The organism is Ruegeria sp. (genome assembly GCF_040830605.1).
Taxonomy (GTDB): Bacteria; Pseudomonadota; Alphaproteobacteria; order Rhodobacterales; family Rhodobacteraceae; genus Ruegeria.
In genome coordinates this window covers 584790-604586 of sequence record NZ_JBFOMD010000001.1, presented here as the reverse complement: position 1 = coordinate 604586, position 19797 = coordinate 584790, and the positions used below count along the sequence as shown (strand labels likewise).

At 62.4% G+C, this 19797-nt stretch carries 27 protein-coding genes and 1 tRNA gene; 12 read left to right on the top strand and 16 right to left on the bottom strand.

Annotated features, from left to right (window positions below):
* The first annotated feature begins 93 nt into the window (after window positions 1-93).
* Window positions 94-696, top strand: a complete 603-nt coding sequence (locus AB3N21_RS02900) for a hypothetical protein (RefSeq protein ID WP_367933793.1) — start codon at window positions 94-96, stop codon at window positions 694-696.
* A gap of 6 nt (window positions 697-702) precedes the next feature.
* Here the strand turns inward: AB3N21_RS02900 and AB3N21_RS02895 are convergent, their stop codons facing one another.
* The gene (locus AB3N21_RS02895) at window positions 703-942 is read right to left on the bottom strand and encodes an Lrp/AsnC family transcriptional regulator (RefSeq protein ID WP_171173903.1); all 240 of its coding nucleotides are present in this window, start codon (window positions 940-942) and stop codon (window positions 703-705) included.
* A 173-nt stretch (window positions 943-1115) separates the two neighbouring features.
* Between AB3N21_RS02895 and hisB the strand changes: the two genes are divergently transcribed.
* Window positions 1116-1703: an imidazoleglycerol-phosphate dehydratase HisB gene (gene hisB / locus AB3N21_RS02890; RefSeq protein WP_367933792.1), complete on the top strand. Its 588-nt coding sequence runs from the start codon at window positions 1116-1118 to the stop codon at window positions 1701-1703.
* Between the two features lie 54 nt (window positions 1704-1757).
* Window positions 1758-2396: an imidazole glycerol phosphate synthase subunit HisH gene (gene hisH / locus AB3N21_RS02885; protein ID WP_367933791.1), complete on the top strand. Its 639-nt coding sequence runs from the start codon at window positions 1758-1760 to the stop codon at window positions 2394-2396.
* A 55-nt stretch (window positions 2397-2451) separates the two neighbouring features.
* Here hisH and AB3N21_RS02880 read toward each other — a convergent pair whose 3' ends face one another.
* Window positions 2452-2838 (bottom strand): DUF2147 domain-containing protein, encoded by a 387-nt coding sequence (locus AB3N21_RS02880; RefSeq protein WP_367933790.1) that lies wholly within the window; start codon window positions 2836-2838, stop codon window positions 2452-2454.
* Window positions 2839-2972: 134 nt separating this feature from the next.
* Here AB3N21_RS02880 and hisA point away from each other — a divergent pair, with 134 nt between their 5' ends.
* Window positions 2973-3698, top strand: a complete 726-nt coding sequence (gene hisA / locus AB3N21_RS02875) for a 1-(5-phosphoribosyl)-5-[(5-phosphoribosylamino)methylideneamino]imidazole-4-carboxamide isomerase (RefSeq protein WP_367933789.1) — start codon at window positions 2973-2975, stop codon at window positions 3696-3698.
* Here the strand turns inward: hisA and AB3N21_RS02870 are convergent.
* Window positions 3695-4141, bottom strand: a complete 447-nt coding sequence (locus tag AB3N21_RS02870) for a DUF302 domain-containing protein (RefSeq protein ID WP_367933788.1) — start codon at window positions 4139-4141, stop codon at window positions 3695-3697. The two genes, hisA and AB3N21_RS02870, sit on opposite strands and share 4 nt — an antisense overlap.
* Window positions 4142-4260: 119 nt before the next feature.
* Here AB3N21_RS02870 and hisF point away from each other — a divergent pair, with 119 nt between their 5' ends.
* From hisF to AB3N21_RS02855, 3 genes are all read left to right on the top strand, one after another.
* A complete protein-coding gene (gene hisF, locus AB3N21_RS02865) occupies window positions 4261-5022 on the top strand; it encodes an imidazole glycerol phosphate synthase subunit HisF (protein ID WP_367933787.1) in 762 nt (253 codons plus the stop codon).
* Window positions 5019-5336, top strand: a complete 318-nt coding sequence (locus AB3N21_RS02860; RefSeq protein WP_367933786.1) for a phosphoribosyl-ATP diphosphatase — start codon at window positions 5019-5021, stop codon at window positions 5334-5336. Before hisF ends, AB3N21_RS02860 begins: the two co-directional genes overlap by 4 nt.
* A gap of 96 nt (window positions 5337-5432) precedes the next feature.
* Window positions 5433-6008: a hypothetical protein gene (locus AB3N21_RS02855; RefSeq protein WP_367933785.1), complete on the top strand. Its 576-nt coding sequence runs from the start codon at window positions 5433-5435 to the stop codon at window positions 6006-6008.
* Window positions 6009-6012: 4 nt separating this feature from the next.
* On the opposite strand, the gene AB3N21_RS02850 is transcribed toward AB3N21_RS02855, so the two are convergent.
* The 4 genes from AB3N21_RS02850 to rlmB form a co-directional block, all read right to left on the bottom strand.
* On the bottom strand, window positions 6013-6483 hold the full coding sequence (locus AB3N21_RS02850) for a CoA-binding protein (RefSeq protein WP_367933784.1): 471 nt from the start codon (window positions 6481-6483) through the stop codon (window positions 6013-6015).
* 199 nt (window positions 6484-6682) lie between these two features.
* A complete protein-coding gene (locus AB3N21_RS02845) occupies window positions 6683-7033 on the bottom strand; it encodes a YHS domain-containing (seleno)protein (protein WP_367933783.1) in 351 nt (116 codons plus the stop codon).
* A 195-nt stretch (window positions 7034-7228) separates the two neighbouring features.
* The gene (locus AB3N21_RS02840; RefSeq protein WP_367933782.1) at window positions 7229-7462 is read right to left on the bottom strand and encodes a hypothetical protein; all 234 of its coding nucleotides are present in this window, start codon (window positions 7460-7462) and stop codon (window positions 7229-7231) included.
* A gap of 69 nt (window positions 7463-7531) precedes the next feature.
* Window positions 7532-8305, bottom strand: coding sequence for a 23S rRNA (guanosine(2251)-2'-O)-methyltransferase RlmB (gene rlmB / locus AB3N21_RS02835; protein ID WP_367933781.1), 774 nt, complete (start codon window positions 8303-8305; stop codon window positions 7532-7534).
* A 116-nt stretch (window positions 8306-8421) separates the two neighbouring features.
* Here rlmB and AB3N21_RS02830 point away from each other — a divergent pair.
* A tRNA-Tyr gene (locus tag AB3N21_RS02830) sits at window positions 8422-8505 on the top strand.
* Between the two features lie 79 nt (window positions 8506-8584).
* On the opposite strand, the gene AB3N21_RS02825 is transcribed toward AB3N21_RS02830, so the two are convergent.
* From AB3N21_RS02825 to AB3N21_RS02805, 5 genes are all read right to left on the bottom strand, one after another.
* Complete coding sequence (locus AB3N21_RS02825) at window positions 8585-9103, bottom strand: DUF2478 domain-containing protein (protein ID WP_367933780.1); 519 nt, start codon at window positions 9101-9103, stop codon at window positions 8585-8587.
* Between the two features lie 71 nt (window positions 9104-9174).
* Window positions 9175-9840, bottom strand: a complete 666-nt coding sequence (locus AB3N21_RS02820; RefSeq protein ID WP_367933779.1) for an NnrU family protein — start codon at window positions 9838-9840, stop codon at window positions 9175-9177.
* Window positions 9841-9947: 107 nt separating this feature from the next.
* Complete coding sequence (locus tag AB3N21_RS02815) at window positions 9948-12014, bottom strand: ABC transporter permease (protein WP_367933778.1); 2067 nt, start codon at window positions 12012-12014, stop codon at window positions 9948-9950.
* A complete protein-coding gene (locus tag AB3N21_RS02810; protein ID WP_367933777.1) occupies window positions 12011-13063 on the bottom strand; it encodes a glycine betaine/L-proline ABC transporter ATP-binding protein in 1053 nt (350 codons plus the stop codon). Before AB3N21_RS02810 ends, AB3N21_RS02815 begins: the two co-directional genes overlap by 4 nt.
* Before the next feature lie 9 nt (window positions 13064-13072).
* Window positions 13073-14023, bottom strand: a complete 951-nt coding sequence (locus AB3N21_RS02805; protein WP_367933776.1) for an ABC transporter substrate-binding protein — start codon at window positions 14021-14023, stop codon at window positions 13073-13075.
* 382 nt (window positions 14024-14405) lie between these two features.
* Between AB3N21_RS02805 and AB3N21_RS02800 the strand changes: the two genes are divergently transcribed.
* The 3 genes from AB3N21_RS02800 (at window position 14406) to AB3N21_RS02790 (ending at window position 16378) form a co-directional block, all read left to right on the top strand.
* Window positions 14406-14828 (top strand): PaaI family thioesterase, encoded by a 423-nt coding sequence (locus tag AB3N21_RS02800; RefSeq protein ID WP_367933775.1) that lies wholly within the window; start codon window positions 14406-14408, stop codon window positions 14826-14828.
* A 59-nt stretch (window positions 14829-14887) separates the two neighbouring features.
* On the top strand, window positions 14888-15550 hold the full coding sequence (locus AB3N21_RS02795; RefSeq protein WP_367933774.1) for a DNA-3-methyladenine glycosylase I: 663 nt from the start codon (window positions 14888-14890) through the stop codon (window positions 15548-15550).
* Between the two features lie 144 nt (window positions 15551-15694).
* Window positions 15695-16378, top strand: coding sequence for a hypothetical protein (locus AB3N21_RS02790; RefSeq protein WP_367933928.1), 684 nt, complete (start codon window positions 15695-15697; stop codon window positions 16376-16378).
* A 1-nt stretch (window position 16379) separates the two neighbouring features.
* On the opposite strand, the gene AB3N21_RS02785 is transcribed toward AB3N21_RS02790, so the two are convergent.
* Window positions 16380-16715 (bottom strand): cytochrome c, encoded by a 336-nt coding sequence (locus AB3N21_RS02785; protein ID WP_367933773.1) that lies wholly within the window; start codon window positions 16713-16715, stop codon window positions 16380-16382.
* Window positions 16716-16799: 84 nt separating this feature from the next.
* Window positions 16800-17216 carry a cytochrome c gene (locus AB3N21_RS02780; RefSeq protein ID WP_367933772.1) on the bottom strand — a complete coding sequence of 139 codons (417 nt, stop codon included), beginning with the start codon at window positions 17214-17216 and terminating at the stop codon, window positions 16800-16802.
* A 141-nt stretch (window positions 17217-17357) separates the two neighbouring features.
* On the opposite strand from AB3N21_RS02780, the gene AB3N21_RS02775 reads away from it, so the two are divergent.
* Window positions 17358-17795, top strand: coding sequence for a DMT family transporter (locus AB3N21_RS02775; RefSeq protein WP_171173862.1), 438 nt, complete (start codon window positions 17358-17360; stop codon window positions 17793-17795).
* On the opposite strand, the gene AB3N21_RS02770 is transcribed toward AB3N21_RS02775, so the two are convergent.
* Both AB3N21_RS02770 and AB3N21_RS02765 read right to left on the bottom strand, forming a co-directional pair.
* Window positions 17779-18465, bottom strand: coding sequence for an ABC transporter ATP-binding protein (locus tag AB3N21_RS02770; RefSeq protein ID WP_367933771.1), 687 nt, complete (start codon window positions 18463-18465; stop codon window positions 17779-17781). The genes AB3N21_RS02775 and AB3N21_RS02770 overlap by 17 nt on opposite strands.
* Complete coding sequence (locus AB3N21_RS02765; RefSeq protein WP_367933770.1) at window positions 18458-19744, bottom strand: ABC transporter permease; 1287 nt, start codon at window positions 19742-19744, stop codon at window positions 18458-18460. Before AB3N21_RS02765 ends, AB3N21_RS02770 begins: the two co-directional genes overlap by 8 nt.
* Window positions 19745-19797 lie beyond the last annotated feature (53 nt).

Here is a 19797-nt window from a genome sequence, read left to right as displayed (position 1 = left end):
AGTGGGCTCCCGTGCGCTGGAGAGGCCGGACGGGTCTTGACGCGTGGGCCGTGATGCAACCCAATAGCTTGAGGCTATTGGAGGGTTCGAGCAATGCCGGGCACACAGCAGAAAAGGTTGCTATTGGGCATTTTCGAAAACCTGCCCGGGCTGTCTTTCCTGATATTGTCTCAGGCGTCAGGCGATTTGCGGCTGGCAGGCTGGATCGGAGCAGTCCTAGCGGGGTTCGTCTGTGCCACATACATCAAGCATATCTTGGACCCGCATCCGATCCTTCTGGGTATCAACGTATTTACAGTGGGAATCACCCCGCTGATCGAGGGTTTGTTCCTGCTGGACATGCCCCATCAAGCTCAGTGGCTTGTCCAGAACGTGGACACCGCCGTTCTGAGCAGCGTGTTTTTGATCGGACTGGCGCTTACCCTATTCGCGCCGAACGGATTTCTCGCATGCCGCACCGAAACACGGAGACAGACGTTGATCTATTCCGCCGTCCTGCTGGCCGCGAGTGGCACCGGCATCATCTGGTCGGCATTTGTGGACGCCAGCCCCTTGCTGTCGCTAGCGATGCCATTGTCGCTGCTGTTCGGACTGCGCCAATATCTGTGCGCCGGACTGAGCGACCGTCAGTCGCTGAACAGCGGGCTGACCGCGCTCCCAGGCGCGACGGCGCCATCGGCTGACCTTACGGTTTGACGCGGATCAGAACGCCTTGAAGGTCATCGTGGTCAGCGACCGTTCGATGTTCGGAATGATCAAGAGGTGCTCGTTGATGTAGTGCCCCACATCCTCGCCCTCGGGGACGTAGAGTTTCATCAGCAGGTCATATTCGCCGCTGGTCGAATACAGTTCGGAATGGATCTCGCGCAGCGCAATCTCTTCGGCCACCTTATAGGTCGTGCCGGGTTTGCAGCGGATCTGGATGAAAACACAGGTGGTCATGCCGGGAGGGTCCAGTTGATTGAGCCGATGATCTGGCGCCAAAGCTGGCATGGGGGCACAGCAGGCGCAATCCCCTGATTTTAGCGCAACACATCGCCGCGCGTGCTGCACGCGGGCTGGAAATCCGCCCTGCCCCATGCCTATAAGCCCTCCGGTATCAAGAGGATTTGCCCATGCGCCGCGCCACCATCAGCCGCAAGACCGCCGAGACCGATATCTCGGTCGAGGTCAATCTCGACGGAACCGGGGTTTACGACAACCAGACCGGGGTCGGCTTTTTCGACCACATGCTGGACCAGTTGGCGCGCCATTCGCTGATCAACATGACCATCCGCGCGCAGGGCGATTATCACATCGACGACCACCACACGGTCGAGGACACTGGTATCGCGCTGGGGCAGGCCCTGACCGCCGCTTTGGGCGACAAGACGGGCATCCGTCGCTATGGCGAGTGCCACCTGCCCATGGACGACACACAGGTGCGTTGTGCGCTGGATCTGTCGGGGCGTCCGTTTCTGGTGTGGAACGTGGACCTGCCCACGCAGAAGATCGGCAGTTTCGACACCGAGCTGGTGCGCGAGTTCTTTCAGGCGCTCAGCACTCATGGCGGCATCACGCTGCATGTGGACCAGTTGCACGGTTTCAACAGCCACCACATTGCCGAGGCCGCGTTCAAAGCCGTCGCCCGCGCCCTGCGGCTGGCGGTCGAGACCGACCCGCGCAAGGCGGATGCGATCCCGTCGACCAAAGGCGCGCTGTAGGCGCAGCTCAAAAATGGGAACCGGTTTTCCGACGAGCCGCGCAGAGGGGATCACATGCTGACCGCCATCATCGACTATGAAAGCGGTAACCTGCACTCCGCCGAAAAGGCGTTCCAGCGCATGGCACAGGAGGTTGATGCAGGCGAGGTCCTGGTGACATCGGACGCCGACGTGGTCGCACGCGCCGACCGTCTGGTGCTGCCCGGCGACGGCGCCTTCCCTGCCTGCGCCGCCGAGCTGCGCGGGCATAAGGGCATTTATGACGCCATGGTCGAGGCGGTCGAGCAGAAAGGTCGCCCGTTTCTCGGCATCTGCGTTGGCATGCAGCTGATGGCGACCACCGGCCGTGAATATGAGGAAACCGCTGGATTAGACTGGGTCGCGGGCGATGTGGTTCGGATCGAGCCCGAAGACAGTACGCTGAAAGTGCCGCATATGGGCTGGAACGATCTAGTGATCGAGAGCGATCACCCGGTCTTTGCCGGAGTAAAGACCGGCGATCACACCTATTTCGTGCACTCCTACCAGTTCCACGTCGCCAATCCGGCAGAACGGCTGGCGCATGTTGACTATGGCGGGCCGGTGACAGCGGTGATCGGGCGGGACACGATGGTGGGAATGCAGTTCCACCCCGAGAAAAGTCAGGATGTGGGCCTGCGCCTGATCGGCAACTTCCTCACCTGGGCCCCATGAAAAAGGCAGGCCCCGAGGGCCTGCCACGCCATTCGTTGCGGACGCCCGAACTCGCCTACTTCACTCGGCTCCAGTTCTGTTTTGAACAGATCAGGCCGCCAGCGACGCATCCGCGCAACGCCAGACTGTCGCCGCTCAGATTCATCTTTCCGATGTAAATCTTGTCATTGGAGGGGCGCCAGACCTTACCGGCATAGCTGCCGTCACCATTGGGCACCATGTCGATCACCAGCGTCTTTCCGATATTTGGTGACTTGTACTCGCCCCCATCGTTGAAGGTGCGGGCAATCTTGCCGCAGACCGCCGCGCCACATTTCTGCATCTCGATATGCGCGTAGGACCCATCGTCGGGTTGCGTCTTCCAGGTGCCAAGCACCGGATCGGCCATGGCCGTCCCTGCAACACCCAGCCCCATCGCTGCTGCCAGAATCATTCGTTTCATCGCAAAACCTCCCTGTTTGCCGCACTGTGGCGCGTGCGGCAGGTGACAGGCAAGCATGACTTAGGGTCGCGTTGCATCCCCTGCCCCTCTCGTGCCATATCGCGCGTCAAATCCAGCAGAAGGTTGCGCATATCATGATCCTCTACCCCGCCATCGACCTCAAAGACGGCCAGGCCGTGCGCCTTTTGCGTGGTGAGATGGACAACGCCACCGTGTTCAACGAGGATCCGGCTGCACAGGCCAAAGCCTTTGTCGAGGCGGGCTGTGAATGGCTGCATCTGGTGGACCTGAACGGTGCCTTTGCCGGTGAGCCGGTGAATGCCACCCCGGTCGAGGCGATCCTGAAGGCCTGCAACGTACCCGCCCAGCTGGGCGGCGGCATCCGCGACATGGCCACCATCGAGCGCTGGCTAGACAAGGGGCTGGCGCGGGTGATTCTGGGCACAGTGGCGGTCGAGAACCCCGATCTGGTACGCGAAGCGGCCAAAGCCTTTCCAGGCAAGGTTGCCGTGGGCATCGACGCACGCAACGGTATGGTCGCCACCAAGGGCTGGGCCGAAGAGACCGATGTGCATGTCACCGATCTGGCCCGCAGCTTCGAGGATGCAGGTGTCGCCGCCATCATCTACACCGACATCAACCGCGACGGCGCGATGCAGGGCCCAAATGTTGAGGCCACCGCCGACCTGGCCCGCGCGGTCTCGATCCCGGTCATCGCATCGGGCGGCGTCAGTTCACTGACCGACCTGATCGCCCTGCGCGATTGCGGCGCGGACCTCGATGGCGCGATCTCGGGCCGTGCACTTTATGATGGCGCTTTGGATCTGGCCGAAGCGATCCGTATCCTCAAGACCGATTAATTCGCAGCAGCGCCCGTCAGCTTTTTCAGCGCGCCCTGCATCTTTCCGAGGACGGGCGCGTCGCCTGATATCTCCACATCATCCAGCATTTCGGCCGGGTCTTCGTAGACGAGCCAGACCTGTCCGTCCGCGTCCGAATAGGCCAGCACCTTGAGCGGCAGGTAGAGCCCCGCCAAGGGATCTGCCTGCATGGCCGGCGTTCCCAGCTTGGGATTGCCAAAGATCAACAGCTGCGCGTCCCCAAGTTCCATTCCGACCTTTTGCGCACCAGCCGCGTGATCGACGCGGGCAAAGACGGTCGCCCCGGCGTTGCCGACCGCGGCCTCCAACGCATCCATCGCCTCCGTCACGGATTTATCCGTTTTCACTTTGATCAGATCATCGGCCAAGGCAGAGGCAGCGCCCAAGAATGTCAAAAGCCCGGCGCAAAGAAGAACACGCATGTCAAATCTCCCATTGTGACTATTCCCGCTAAATCTCCACGACTGAGACGTTTCCGCCAGTCACAACTCTGGCATAAGCGGGGCTTTGCCGCTAGGACGGCACCAATAGAGGATCGCCCATGCTGAAAACCCGCATCATCCCCTGCCTGGACGTCGCCGATGGCCGCGTGGTCAAAGGCGTGAATTTTGTCGGCCTGCGCGATGCGGGCGATCCGGTGGAATCGGCCAAGGCTTATGATGCGGCGGGCGCGGACGAGATCTGTTTTCTCGATATCCATGCCACTCATGAAAACCGGGGAACCATGTTCGATGTGGTGCAACGCACAGCCGAGCAGTGCTTTGTGCCGCTGACCGTGGGCGGGGGCGTGCGCACGCGCGAAGACGTGCGCAACCTGCTGCTGGCGGGGGCCGACAAAGTCAGTTTTAACTCCGCCGCCGTGGCCAACCCGAATGTGGTGGCCGAGGCCGCCGACCAGTTCGGCAGCCAGTGCATCGTGGTCGCCATCGACGCCAAGACCGTCAGCCCCGGCAAATGGGAGATCTTTACCCATGGCGGGCGCAAGGCAACCGGCGTCGACGCGGTGGAGTTTGCCCGAACCGTCGTTGGTAAAGGGGCCGGAGAGATATTGCTGACATCGATGGACCGGGACGGTACCAAGTCTGGCTTCAACCTGCCGCTGACCCGCGCCATTTCCGACGCGGTGGACGTGCCGGTGATCGCCAGCGGTGGCGTCGGCAATCTGGATCATCTGGTCGAAGGGGTCACCAAGGGCGGCGCCAGCGCGGTGCTGGCGGCCTCGATCTTTCATTTCGGCGAATACACCATTCAGGAGGCCAAACAGCACATGGCCGCCGCAGGCATCCCGATGAGGCTGATATGAGCATTCTGCACGACCTCGCCGCTACCATTGCCGAGCGCAAGGGGGCAGACCCGGACTCGAGCTGGACGGCCAAGCTGCTGTCCAAGGGCCCGGAGAAATGCGCCGAGAAGTTCGGGGAAGAGGCGGTCGAGGCGATCATCGAGGCAGTGAAGGGCGATACCGAGAAACTGACGGCTGAGGCGGCGGATGTGCTCTATCACCTGCTGGTGATGCTGGCGGCGCGCGACGTGCCGCTGGATGCGGTTCTAGCAGAGCTGGCGCGCAGGCAGGGCACCAGTGGCATTGCGGAAAAGGCCAGCCGCACCGGCGGGTGACGCCGGGCATCTGATGGGTTCCACAGCTGCGTCGCTCATTTTATAGTTCGCTGTCAAAGTGCCGGGAATGCTCCGGTATCCAAAGGGTTATTGAGAATGATGAAACCACTCGCTTGCGTGTTCGCGGTGTTGGCGGCCCTGACATTGGGCGCCTGCTCGGTGCCCGATACGGTGGATCGGCGGGATGTCGCCGGGCTGGCAACCGAGATCCGTGGGCTGGGCCCTGATATCGACCCCGAAGAGGCCGAGCGGGCGGCGCGCATCGCCTATGACTACACCAGTCAGTTGGCGGAGGAGTATCAGATCCCCGACCCGCCGCTGATCCACAACACCAAGGTCAACCGGGGCCTGCGCCCGCGCGGGCTGTGCTGGCACTGGGCGGAAGACATGGAGGCGCGGCTGAAGCAGGAGAACTTTCAGACCCTGACCCTGCACCGGGCCATCGCCAATGCGGACAACCCGTTCCGGATCGACCACAGCACCGCGATCATCAGCCGTCGGGGTGATTCCATGTTCGATGGGGTGGTTCTGGACCCGTGGCGCTATGGCGGCAAGCTGTACTGGTCGCAACTTCAGGCCGATACCCGCTACAATTGGCGGCCTCGCATGGAGGTTCTGGAATGGAAACGCCAGCGCCGCGAGGAAAAGCAACGGTTAGCATTCATCGAGTAGCTGGCTATAGCTTGGACGAGATGATGCCGGTGGCAAAGCCGCCCATGCGCAGCTCACCAAACAGGCGCTGATACTCGATCTTGGGACAACGGTTCATCACCACGTCGATGCCCCGCGCCTGCGCCTTGTCCGCCGCCTGTTCATTCTCGACCCCGATCTGCATCCAGATCGTGCGCAAGGTGGAAAAGCGCGCCAGCGCCTCATCCACGATGGGCGGCACCGCCTCGGAGCGGCGGAAGATATCGACCATGTCGACCGGTTCGGAAATCTCGGACAGGCTGCCCCGCACCGTCTCACCGAATAGCGCCTTGCCGGCATGGCCGGGATTGACCGGGATGACCCAAAATCCCTTGAGCCCCAGATAGCGCGCCACGTAATAGCTGGGCCGCACCGGGTTCATCGACACCCCTACAACAGCTACCACCTTGGTGCGTTGCAGAATGCCCTTGAGATGATCGTCGGAATAGTCTGGCATGGCCGTCACCCTAGCCACATGGCGGACAAGAAAAAAGCGCCCAAGAAACTCTTGGGCGCCAGGTATGGAACGAGGGACAGTGAAATGACCCGCGGCAGTTCCGTTCCGCGGTCACTGTGACATTTAAGCACGCATTTTCAGAAAAAAAGAGGGCGCGCGCGTTTTTGTGATGACAGGTGGGAGATTTTATCGCCGCCGCTCAGTCAAACAGCGCATCTGGCCAGTTCTGCTCGGCCATGGCGATGTTTCCGGCGATATCCTGTTGCCACAGCCGCTGGATCTGCGGCGAATGGACCAGATAAAGCTTGCCGGCCACGATCTCCCACGCCTCGGGGTCGGTCGAGGACAGACGCCCCTTGGACATGGCATATGCGCAATAGCCGCCAAATTGTGGAGCAAAGGCCCGTGGATTTGCCTCGAACGCCTCGCGATTGCCCTGCGACGCGAATTGCCAAACAGCGCCCTTCCACATGACCGCTATGTCAGAGCGCCCGGGAACCGGATGACCACCATTGAAGTAGGACACGGTGTCGTATCCGCTGATCGCCATGCCTTCGTGAGCGTGAAAGAGCGGCGAGTCCGCATAAGCAGCGGGGGAAACAAGTGACGCGGCCAGTCCGGCCAACAGGGAACGACGAGAAAGCATGGGCCTCAGAGTGCTGATTGCGGCCCCTAAGATGCCTCTGAAACGGCAAACGCGTAACCCCGGCTGACGCGGATGTGATCTGGTTGTGTTATTGCCGGATCAGTCGAAGATATCCTCGACCACATCCCAGGCCTCGTCCAGAAACCGGGCCATAACCCCCTTGCGACGCTTCACTTTTTTTACCTTCTTGCGCTTGGCCATGGTCGGGGGCCGCGTGGCAACGCGCGGTCTGGCGGGTTCCGGAGCCTTCTCCTTGCGCAGCATCTTGAGGTTATGCAGCGGCGCACCGCAGGCAGAGCAGCTCAGCTCATGCCGCTCGCGGCCTTTAAGCACCAGTGCGGCGCGCGTGCCGCAATAGCAGCAGGTTGCAATCTTGGTTGGGGTGGAAATGGGACGCTCCTGTCACTTGTGTCTGGATGCATATAGGGCAATTGCGGCAGCATTTGAGACGTTGAGCGATCCAAACCCGCCCGCCGTGTCGATTTTCACCAGTTGGTCCACGGTTTCCTTGGTCTTTTGCCGCAGTCCCGGTCCTTCGGCTCCCAGCACCAGTGCGACAGGCCGGTCGGTGCCCTCCCCCAGCGCTGCCTCAATGGTGTCTCCGGCCTCGCCATCGAGACCCAGCACCAGAAATCCCATGCGCCGCAACTCGGTGATGGCATCGGCCAGATTGCGCACCCGCAGATAGGGCTGCCGCTCCAGCGCGCCGCTGGCGGTCTTGGCCAGCGCGCCGGTTTCGGGCGCCGAATGGTGCCGCGTGCCGATCACGGCACTGGCGCCCAGCACCTCGGCCGAGCGCAGGATCGCACCCACATTATGCGGGTCGGTCACCCGGTCCAGCAGAATCACCCGTGGATGCTCGCGCCCGATGCAGACCTCGGCCAGATTGCCCCAGTCGAGTGGCTTGACCTCCAGCGCGGCCCCCTGATGGACCGAGCCCGGGTCGATCGGCGCAGTGAATTTTCGGGGATCGGCCAGCTCTGGGTCAATGCCTGATGCCGCGATGGCCTCGACCAGCTTGTCTTGCGCATTGCGGGTCACGATCAGGCGCAGTTTGGTGCGGTTCGGGTTCAGCAAAGCATCGCGCACGGCGTGCATACCGAACAGCCAGACGGTCTCGGAGGCCGCCGCCTTGCGGGCCTGCTCCTTTTCGACCACCCATTTGGGTTTCTTCATTTTACCGGCCTCCGGGACCCGAAATCAGTTTCCTGCGCCCAGGCGGAATTTTCCTGTTGACGCTTCTTTGGAGCGCTAGTAATCACGCCTCCACGTCAGGCGCAACGCCTGACAGTGGGCGACAGGCCGCAAGGTGTGGCAGGGGACTGTAACTCCCTCGCGGAGACGCACGCCTGGTTCGATTCCAGGGTCGCCCACCACTTTCTCATGAATTCAAAGCCTTAGCTGTGATCCGCGTTACGGGCGTTTATCTGACACGCCGAAACGATGCGGCCTGACTCAGGCCGCGTTCCGTTCTGCCGTGATCTGGTCCAGCCAGCGCTCGATCGCGTCGATATCGGCGGGCACCTGCTGGGCGGCACCATCAGTAAAGGCAAGGAACTTTTCCTCATTCAAACCGTTCACACCCACCAGCACCGGGATATCACGCGCCAGGGCCTCGCCGATGACCGGACGAAATCCGCGCCCGTCGGCCTCGTGCTTGCCGAACTTGTTGACGATCAGCAGATTCGGCCCAGCGTCCAGCGAGGCAGTCACATACGCCACCGCCTGTTCCAGCGCTGCAGGGTCTAGCCGGCAGCCACGCGACTGGCTGCCCAGCGATTGCGAGATGCGGATGGTCTCACCCACAGGAAGCACCCGCAGGTCCATGTCGCATTTGCTGCTGTCGGCGCATTCGGTGTTGGTCTGCACCACCCCGGCCAGAAAAACGTCTCGGGCCAGCAGACGCTCGGCCACGGCACTGAGAAGGCGGTCGGTCGCGCCCCGGTCGGTGGTGGTGATATAGGCCAGATGCATGTTCGGGCTCCGGTAAGTCATAGCGTTTCACAGCAGATAGCACGGGTATGAGCCCCCGACCACTCCCGCTGTCATGGCCAGGGTGACAGTCCAATCACGGGTGCGTGCAGATGGACGGCGGCCTCGAACACGACAAAAGCCACCAGCCAGACCCAGAGGCGAGGGAGTGGTTTTGGCAGGCGTAACGACAAGCGGGCAGTGTTTTTGGCCAGACGGTCCCAGTCCGCCCCCATATCGCGCATCTTGCGGCGGTCGATCAGGGCCATGCCCAGACCGGCAAAGCCGGCGAACAAGCCAAACAGGATGACATGAGCCAGGCTGCCATTGGCCAGCAGATGCGCCAATGCCCAGAGCAGCAATGCCAGCAGGATCGGGTGGCGGCTGAGGCGGAGGATGCCGGGGTGTTCTGGATCGAACGGTGCGCGACCTAGCCCACCGAATGAAAACGGATTGCGGATTGCCATCCCGGCGACCGCCAGCAGGCAGACCACGGGCATCACCAGAAGCGGCACCCAGCGCAGCGCCGGAAGCGGAGGAATGACCTCGACATACGGTGCACGGGCGGCAGCCACGATCAGCCAGCCGAGGATGGCTAGGGAGAGCAGTGAATAGGCAGTGAAATAGGCGCGCTTGCCCAGTCGATCGATCAACCACGGGCGCATGGGCGGGCGCACCGGGATGACGTGGCTCAGCAGGAAAACACTCAGCGCCAATAGGAATTCGGCCCAACCGCCCATGGTTCCACCCTTTGTCTCTTCGGCTGAACTCTAGGCGTCGTCCCGGCCCCGATCCTTGCTTTATGTCAAGCGTTTGCGGCGGCGGGAAGGCCCCGCCACCGCCAAGCTTAAAGACCTAGCGCCTTGCGCCGTTCCTCGGCAAAGCCCTGCACCATGCGGTCGGCGATCAGCGCGAGGATCGCCATCGCAGCACCGGCCGAGATGCCCAGCCCCACATCCGCCTGTCCCAGCGCCAAATAGATCGACTGGCCCAGACCGGTGGTCCCGATCAGCGCCGCGATCACCAGCATGGCGAAGGCATAGAGGATGGTCTGATTGAGCCCCAGCAGGATCGTCGGCGCCGCATAAGGCGCACGCACGTCGCGCAGAATTTGCCACTCGTTGGCTCCGCTGGAAATTGCGGCCTCCATCATCTCGTCCGGCGTGTTGACCAGTCCATGGCGGGTGTAGCGGATCATCGGCACCACCGCATAGGCGCAGATCGCCAGAAAGGCCGAGAACTCGCCGATCTGGAACACCATCAGCACCGGGATCAGGAAGACGAACAGAGGGATGGTCTGCAACATGTCGCAGATCGGGCGGACTACTTTCCACACCGGCTCCCACACTGCGCTGGCCAGGCCGATCATGCCGCCGGCCACGGCACAGGCAAAGACCGCGGCACCGCTGAGGTAGAGCGACAGCAGCGCCCTCTCCCACAGACCCGAGACGAGGATGGTGGCCAAAAGGCCCACCGATAGCGCCGCCAGACGCCAGCCGCCCGCAACCCAACCCAGAGCGGCGGCACCGGTCAGGACAAAGGGCCAGGGCAGATTGGCAATCCCGGTCTCCAGCATCCCCAGCGCGATCAGCACGGTCAGGCCGCCGGTGATACGACCGCGCCATGCCATCAGCAGCGCGATCAGTGCTGCGACGGCGAACAGGCCATAGCTCATCGCCGGCGTCCAGGCGAAACCCCAGGTAAAGGGCAGCACCGCCTGATCCAAACCGATCCGCAGTGGCAGCAGCACGTAGAACATCGAGTTGTTCTTGAGCGCATCCAGCCACGGCCCGTTGCTCTGGGTGAAGGCCGTCAGCCCCTGATCGACGGCCGCCGCCATCGGATCGAGCAGCGTCAGTTCGGACGGGTTCGGCAGGCGTGCCCAGAAAGCGACGGTGAACAACACCGCAAAGCCCAGCATGGCCCAGACCACGCGGGTGTCATAGCGCTTGCGCTCGGTCGCCAGCACGCCGCTCATCCGGTCGATCACTACGGCAAAGACCACGATAACCAGGCCGGCCAGCAGCGACTCGCCGAACTGCGCCTTGCGCATGGTCAGCAGCACCTCCCAGCCGATATCGTTGAATCCGCCGATGACGGCGGCGATGATCACCATCGACAGTGCGGCCATCAGGCACTGGTTCACGCCGACCATGATCTGGGTGGTGGCCGAGGGGATTTCGACCTGGAACAATTGTTGGAAGCGGGTGCCGCCGGACATGATGGCGGCCTCTTTCACCTCATGCTCGACCCGCTCCAGCCCCAGCATCACGTTGCGCGCCATAGGCGGGGCGGCGTAGATCGCAGAGGCGATGAGGCCCACGACGGGGCCGAAGCCGAAGAGCAACAAAAGAGGCGTGAGATAGGCAAACGTCGGCACGGTCTGCATGATATCCAGCACCGCCTGCACAAAAGCTTTCACCTTCGGTACCTCGTTGGCGAGGATACCGATGGCGCCGCCGATCACCAGCGCCAGCGGCACCGAAACGGCGACCAGCGCCAGCGTGTTCATGCTCTCGGCCCAATAGCCCGAGGCCAGCACGAAGCTGAGACCGAGGAAGCCCAACGCCGCCATCGGCAACCCGCCCAGATACCAGCCCAGTGCAGTCACGATGCCGATGACGATCGGCCAGGGTGTCGAGCCCAGCACGAAATTGGCCCAGTTCATCGGATGGGCCATCACGTAGGAGAAGAGCCGGGCAACCGGTTTGATCCCGTTCAGGAACCAGGCAAGGAAAGACCCTACCCAATCGGTCGCGGGCAGTTCCCATGCGGCGGGCCACTTTACCAGCCACGGGGCGATGGGCTCCAGCGCCAGACAGATCGCGCCGACCAGAACCGTAATCAGCGCCGCCTGCGCCCCCGCCGTCAGCCGTGCGGCGCGGGCGGGCGTTACATCCGCAAGCGCGCTCATGCGTCTTCGACCTGCAGGGCGGCGGCAAGATCGGACGGGTGCACCGTGCCCACGATGGCACCGCTGGCATCGCGCACCGGCACGGGTTCATAAAGTTCCATGCAGTGTGCCAGCGCCGCGTCCAGCGTCATCGAGGTGGTCAGGCCCGGGTCGTCCGGCCCGCGCTGGGCATCTCCTTCGCGCATCACCGAGGCCACCTTGGCGTGCTGGCCCTTGGCCACGTCCTTGGAAAACTCGCGTACGTAATCGTCAACCGGGCGCAGCACGATATCCGAGGGCGTGCCGATCTGCACGATCTTACCATCCCGCATGATCGCGATCCGATCCGCCAGTTTCAGCGCCTCGGCAATGTCGTGGGTGATGAAGACGATGGATTTCTTCAGCGTCGCCTGAATGCGCAGGAACTCGTCCTGCAATTGCCGCCTGATCAGCGGGTCGAGCGCCGAGAACGGTTCGTCCAGAAACCAGATGTCAGGATTTACGGCGAGGCTGCGTGCAATCCCCACGCGCTGCCGCTGCCCGCCCGAAAGCTGGCGCGGAAAACTGTCCTCACGACCCTCAAGGCCCACCATCGAAATCACTTCCTGCGCCCTAGCGCGGCGTTCCTTGCGGCCCACGCCCTGCACCCGCAAGGGATAGGCCACGTTCTCGGCCACGGTCATGTGCGGGAACAGGCCGAAATGCTGAAACACCATGCCCAGCGTCTTGCGGCGCAGTTCGGTCAGGCGTTTCTTGGGGGCGCCCACAACGTTCTCGCCCTCGATCCGGATCTCGCCGCCGGTGCCGGGCAGCAGTTGCGAGATGCAACGGATCAGCGTGGATTTTCCGGACCCGGACAGGCCCATGATGACGAACAGCTCGCCATCCTTCACCTCGAAATTGGCATCCTGCACGGCGGGGATGAACCCCTGCTCGCGCAGATCGGCGGCGGCCTGGTCGGCATCTCCCCCTGACCGAGCCAGCGCGTCGGTCAGGGCCTTGTCGGCGCCCGGGCCAAAGACCTGCCAGAGATTCTGGCAGGCAATGGCCGGCGTATTTGCGTCAGTCACGTATGGGACTCACTTGGTTGCGGCGTCGACAACCGGACGCCATTTACCTTCGTTATCAGCCATCCACTTGGCCACGACTTCCTCAACCGCGCCACCATCGACGTCGATCGCGCCCATCATCGGCTGCTGGTCTTCAACTGCCAGTTGGTAGTGGGTCAGGATCTCGTAGGCGGCAGGCCACTTTTCCTCGAACCCGTTCCAGCCCGCCTTGAAGATGCGTGAGGGCGAAAAATCGCAATCGTTGACCGCGTTCGGGTTCGGACCCCAGGCCGGATCGGTAAAGCACGCCTCTTCGCCCGGCGGCAGGTCGACGAATTGCACGTCATAGGCCGACATCGCCCAATGCGGCTGCCAGAAGGTGATGAGCAGCGGCGACTTGCGCTCGGTCGAGGCGCGCAGTTCGGCGATCAGCGCCCCTTCGGAACCCGCCGGAACCGCCTTGAACGGCAGTTCGAGCCCGGTCATCCGGTCCGCGCCGGGGGTGCCCCAATCCGCCGGGTAGTCCACCAGACGCCCGTTCGGAATGGTCTCGGCAGTGGCGAAGTTCTGCGCGCAGTCCTTCAGTGCCTCCCACGCGGGCAGGCCCGGGCACAGCTCGGCCACGTGCGCCGGATATGCGATGCCCTCTTTGGCGTCGAGGCCAAGATCGCCGATCTCGACCACGGTGCCTTCATCGACCTTCTTGGCGTATTCGTCGGACACGTTGGACGACCAGATTTCCAGCGTCGCGTGAATGTCGCCATCGGCCAGCGCCTGGAACTGGTTCATCATGCCCGCGGTCACGTATTCCACATTGTACCCGGCGGCTTTCAGCATTTCACCGGCCACATGAGTGGTCACATGCTGGCCGGTCCATTCGTTGATGGCCAGCTTGATCGGCTCATCCACGGCGCCCATGTCGGCGGCATAGGCCGAACCGGCGACGGTTGCGGCCACAAGGCCAAGGCTAAGTTTCTTCATCCTTTGTCTCCCAGTTGGATTTGCTCGACATCTCCGGTCAAGGCAACATTCTGACCAAAGCGATCAGCGGCTAACCATGCCCACCCAAGACAAGCACCCAATCAGTCAATAAATGAAATGCGGGCGCATCCCGGTATCCGATCCCTCCCCATCTTGCGAAACGTGGTCCGTTTCTGTTTTTCGGTCGGCCCGATCCGTTTTACTATTCGCCAAAACCGATCATGTGTCACGGCTTAAGCAGGGCCACGGGATATTGACTGACGGATCAATCACAAACCCAAAACGCCTCTTTTGTCGAGAGTTTCTTTTGTGATCGGCGGTGAAACCATCGGCACTTGCAGTTTTTACTGGCACTGAACCGGGAAGCGGATAGCATTCCGCGATGGCATCCAAGCGCGTGATAACACCCGACACGGCACAGAGTTTTCTGGAAGAGAACTTTGCCGAGTGGGTTCTGGCATTGAATTTAAGCGTCATTGCGACTGAGCGGGACCACACGGTGATCCGCATGCCGCTGGCCCCGCATCTCGCCCGCGTGGGCGGCATCGTATCGGGTCAGGCGCTGGCAGCCCTGGCCGACACCACAATGGTCATCGCCGCGATCTCACATTCCGGTGAGTTCAAGCCTTACGCCACCACCGATCTGCACACCCAGTTCCTGAGACCCGGTGTGGGCACCGCCATCCTCTGTCGTGCAGAGATCGTGCGTGCAGGCCGATCCCTGGTCTTTGCCCGCGCAGACATGACCGAAGAGAGTTCGAACAAAGCGGTTGCCTGCGCAACCGCCACCTTCCTATCGCCCTGAAACCTCCCTTGCAATATGAGAACAAATGGGCAACATTTATGCAGAGGGAGGACACGCCCATGCATCATTTTGATGAGATATTCGGCCTTGCCGCCGCTCGGCACGGCGGTGACGCAGCGTTGGAAGCCAAGCTGAGCAAGCCCAAACCGGCAGAGGAGCTTGCCGCCCTGCCTGAGGACCGCTGGCTGTCGACCATCTCCAAATGCGTATTTCAGGCCGGGTTCAATTGGAAGGTCATCGAAAACAAGTGGGACGGGTTTGAGGAAGCCTTTGATGGCTTCGATGTGGGCCGCTGTGCGTTCATGGATGACGACAAATTCGACGCCCTGCTGCAGGATACGCGAATCGTGCGCAACGGCACAAAGATCGCTACCGTGCGCGACAATGCAGCCTTTCTGATGGAACTGCGTGAGGAAGGCGGCGCCGGTCATGTGCTGGGCGGATGGCCCTCGACAGACTATGCGGGTCTGCTGGCGATGCTGGGCAAGCGGGCCTCACGGCTTGGCGGCACCACGGCACAATACGCAATGCGCTTTATCGGGCGCGATAGTTTCATCCTGTCCCGGGACGTCACCGCGCGCCTGATTGCCGAGGGCGTTGTGGACAAGCAGCCCACGTCGAAAAAAGCCATGGCGGCGGTGCAGCAGGCCTTCAACACATGGATGGATCAGTCCGGCCGCTCGCTAACGGAAATCAGCCGGGTTCTGGCCATGAGCCTTTAAGAGCAGGTCGGGGCGAGTCGAACTTCCCAACAACCGCGAACGCGTAGTACGTCGCCGATGTCTCCGGGTTCACAATTCCGATCAAACGCGACCTGCTCTGGAAAATCGCTTGCGGGCGGCGTGAGTGGCACTAGGGTCACTCCTATGATCCTGCGCGCGTTTCTGATCCTGCTGTTCGTCGCCGCCTGTGGCCGCCCGCTTACTGAGACCGAGCGCGCCTTTGCCGCCCGCGTGCATGGCGATGCACTGAACCTGGACCGGGTGCGCCTGATCGAAGGCGCGCCGGTTGGCAACATCACGTTCAAGCGCGAGCCGCGCCCGCGCCTTACCTGCCGCGAGCGCATCCTGCCGCCTGTGGAAGAAGAGATCGTGACCGGAAAACCCGCCGCGGTGGCCCTGTTCAACAGGGTTTTCTTTACCCGCGACTGGTATCTCGAAGATTACATGGCCGAGTTCCCCCAGACCGTCGATCTGGTTGCGGCCATGTTGTTGGCCCATGAGTTGACACATGTCTGGCAGTGGCAAAACCGCAGGCGCACCGGGTATCACCCCCTGCGCGCGGCAGCCGAGCACGGGGTTTCAAACGATCCTTACCTGTTCGATCTGTCCGGTGACCCGGATTTCCTCGATTTCGGCTTTGAGCAACAAGGCGCGATTGTCGAGGAATATGTCTGCTGCCGCGCCCTGGCCCCGGATGCACCCCGCACCATGCGTTTGCACGAAATGCTGAGCGAGGTCATGCCCGTGGCCGACCTGCCCGGCGCCCGCCGCGAGAATGACGTTCTGCTGCCTTGGAAAGGCGTGCAGCTCAAAGGGATCTGCGGCTAGGTTACCGACTAACCTGGATGCTTTCGAGATAGGCAAGCAAGGCTGCGAGCGGGCGCGGTGTCGGTGTCAGAACGCCGTTCACCTCGACCGGAACAAGGTCACCCTGCAAGAGCGCACCGAATTCCGGCATAACCTCTGCCGGAACCTTGCCGCGGCCGTAGCCGTCGATCTGCGACAGCACTTGGGCGCGTGGCAGTTCCCCGCCGTTCCTCGCCGCAATCCGGGTCAGGTCCGGAGCGGTCTGATCCCCGACCAGAATGCCCCCTTCGCCCCGGTAACCGTGGCAGGCGGTGCAGTTGTCGGCAAACAGCACCGCGCCTTCGTGCGCGGTCGGCATCTCGGTTTCTGCAACTGTGCAAGCAGCCAGTAGCAAGGCTGCGCATCCGGCTTTGATGTTCCGCATTGCTCGCGCCCTCCCGGCTCAGTTCCTTTGAAGGGTTTGCAGATAGGCGACCAGATCCACGATGGGTTCACTGGTCAGGATCGGCTGGCCAGCGGGTGTCTTGATCGCGGTGTCCCGCCCTTCGAAATAGGGCCCGTAGACCGGCATCGGGCTACCATGGCTGACCAACGGGTCCCGCCCGTCGATTCGCTTGACCACGCGCTCGGTTGGGAAAACACCGTCCTCGCCCGTCAGAGCGGTCAGATCCACAGGCTGGATGATCAGCACACCCGCCATCGGGCCGTGCCCGGTCGCCTCCCGGCCGTGACAGGCTGCGCAATGGTGGAAATAGAGTCCCTCCCCACGTTCGACATCCTGCGCAGAGGCGGGCAGCGCCAGCAACGCACACGCTGCAAGGCCGGCCAATCCAAAGTGCTTTGTCACCAATCCGATCATCGCCACCTCCTACATGCTGCGCCATCCCGTCGCCGGAGGCATAAATCTTCGACCTCCGGCGCATATGCAGGCTTGCCCAGCGGCGGACGGGCCGCAATGATCCAGATCAACAGATTGAGGCAGGATGAGGAGTGAAGACGCATGACCCAATACGCAGCCATCATGCTGGCCGCCGGGATCGGTGTGCCAATTCTTGCCGCCCTGAACGCCGCCCTCGGCAAGCTCATCGGCTCACCCACAGCCGCGGCTGTGGTGCTGTTCGCGGTGGCTCTGGGCGCCTCGGCGCTGGTGTTGGCGCTGTTCCCCGGCCCACAGGCGCTGGCTCAGGTCGGCGGATCGCCCAAACACCTGTTGCTGGGCGGAGTTCTGATCGCTTTCTACGTGCTGTCGATCACCCATGTCGCGCCGCATTTCGGGGTCGGCAACGCGGTGTTCTTCGTGTTGCTAGGTCAGCTCATCAGCACCGCTGCCATCGACCATTTCGGTCTGTTCGGCGCGCAGGTGACACCGCTGACGCTGATCCGCGCAGGCGGCATCGCGATCATGGCGGTGGGGGTAGCGATCACTCAGCTGGCCTGAGCGTCCCGCCCTCAAGCCGCACCACCCGGTCCATCCGTGCGGCCAGCTCCAGATTGTGGGTGGCGATCAGAGCAGAAAGGCCAGTGCCCCGCACCAGATCCATCAGCGCATCGAACACTTGATCCGAGGTATCGGGATCGAGATTGCCTGTCGGCTCATCCGCCAGCAGCACCCGGGGCCGGTTGGCCAGCGCACGGCAAAAGGCAACCCGCTGCTGCTCCCCTCCCGACAGCGCCGCCGGACGGTGGTCGGCGCGAGCGGCCACACTGACGCGGCCCAGCAAGTCCTCGGCCCGATCCCGCGCCTCGCGCTCAGGCACACCATTGGCCAGCTGCGGAAGGGTTACGTTTTCCAGCGCGGTGAACTCTGGCAGCAGGTGATGGAACTGATAGACAAACCCAACGTCCCGCCGCCGCACCGCCGTGCGGGTCCGGTCGCCCTTGCCGGACACATCCTGTCCGGCCACCTCGACCGAGCCCGCATCCGGCGTATCCAGCAGCCCAGCAATGTGCAGCAAGGTTGATTTGCCCGCCCCCGAGGGTGCGACCAGCGCCACCGCCTCACCCGCGCGCAAGTCCAGATCGGCGCCGCGCAGCACCTGTACCTCGCCCGGGGTGCCCTTGAGATAGGTCTTGGTGAGGCCCTTCAGGCGCAATGTCACATCACTCATAACGCAGCGCCTCCACCGGGTTCAGCCGCGCCGCGCGGCGGGCCGGGAACAGGGTTATTAGCCAACTCAACCCAATGCTGAGCACCACGGTGGACGCCACATCCGGGACTGTGACGACGGCAGAGGGGAAGAAGAAACCACGGGCTTCCAGATCCCGCACCCCGCTGCCCGTCACCCAATCGACAAAGGAATAAACGCTGTCGATATTCATCGCAAAGATGACACCAAGAATGACGCCGAACACCGTTCCTGCGGTTCCGACTGACGCCCCGCACAAAAAGAACACCCGCAAGATCGACCCCTGGCTCAGCCCCATGGTGCGAAGTATGCCGATATCGCGCCCCTTGTTCTTGACCAGCATGATCAGCCCGGAAACGATATTCAGCGAGGCGATCAGCACCAGAATGGCAAGCACGATGAAAATCGCGTTATCCTGCATCTTCAGCGCCCGGATCATACCGCCTGCCCGGTCCTGCCAGGTGTAGACGTAGGCGCGATCACCGCTCTCGCGGATCACCGGCAATGCAAGATCGGCCACAGCAAGTGGCTCGGACAGACGCAGATCGATCTGATCGACGGCGCCTTCCTTGTTGAAAAAACTCTGCGCCTCGGCCAGCGGCATGTAGAGGCGGCTTTGGTCGACAAAGCCCTGTCCCGACGAAAAGACGAACACCACCTCATAGGCCGACACGCGCGGGGACGTTCCCATCGGTGTTCTCACCCCATCCGGAGAAATCAGCTTAAGCCGGTCTCCCACAGTCAGCCCCAATTGCTGTGCCAATGTGGCGCCGATGGCCACACCGTCGTCAAAGCGCGTCAAATCTCCCCACGCTTGCTCGGGTTCGGCAATCATCGGGTAGTCCAGCAAGTCCTCCAAGGCGAGGCCATAGACATCCACCGGCATGTTACGCCCGCGATAGCTGCCCATCACCTGATTTCGCACCAGCGGAGCCGCATCGCCGACCCCGGGCATCGCCTCAAGCCGCTGGGACAGGTCGGAATACTCGCGAACCAGATGGTCCTTCGGCACCTCACCCGTCAGATCGCGCTGAAAATGCACGCTCATATGGGCGTTGGCCCCCAGCATCGTGTTGACGAGATCGGATCGCAGTCCTTCCCGCACCGCCAGCGTCGCCACCAGCGCAAACACCGCCAGCGTGATGCCGATCAGCGAGATCCATGTCATCACGCTGACCCCGCCCTCGGCCTTGCGGGCGCGCAGGTATCGCCAAGCGATTTTCCACTCAAACGGGGCGAAAGGGGCTGGAGTTCCTGCCATGTCTTGTCCTGCTCTGTTGCCGCAGAACCTGTAGTCTCTGCCCCGGTGGCGTC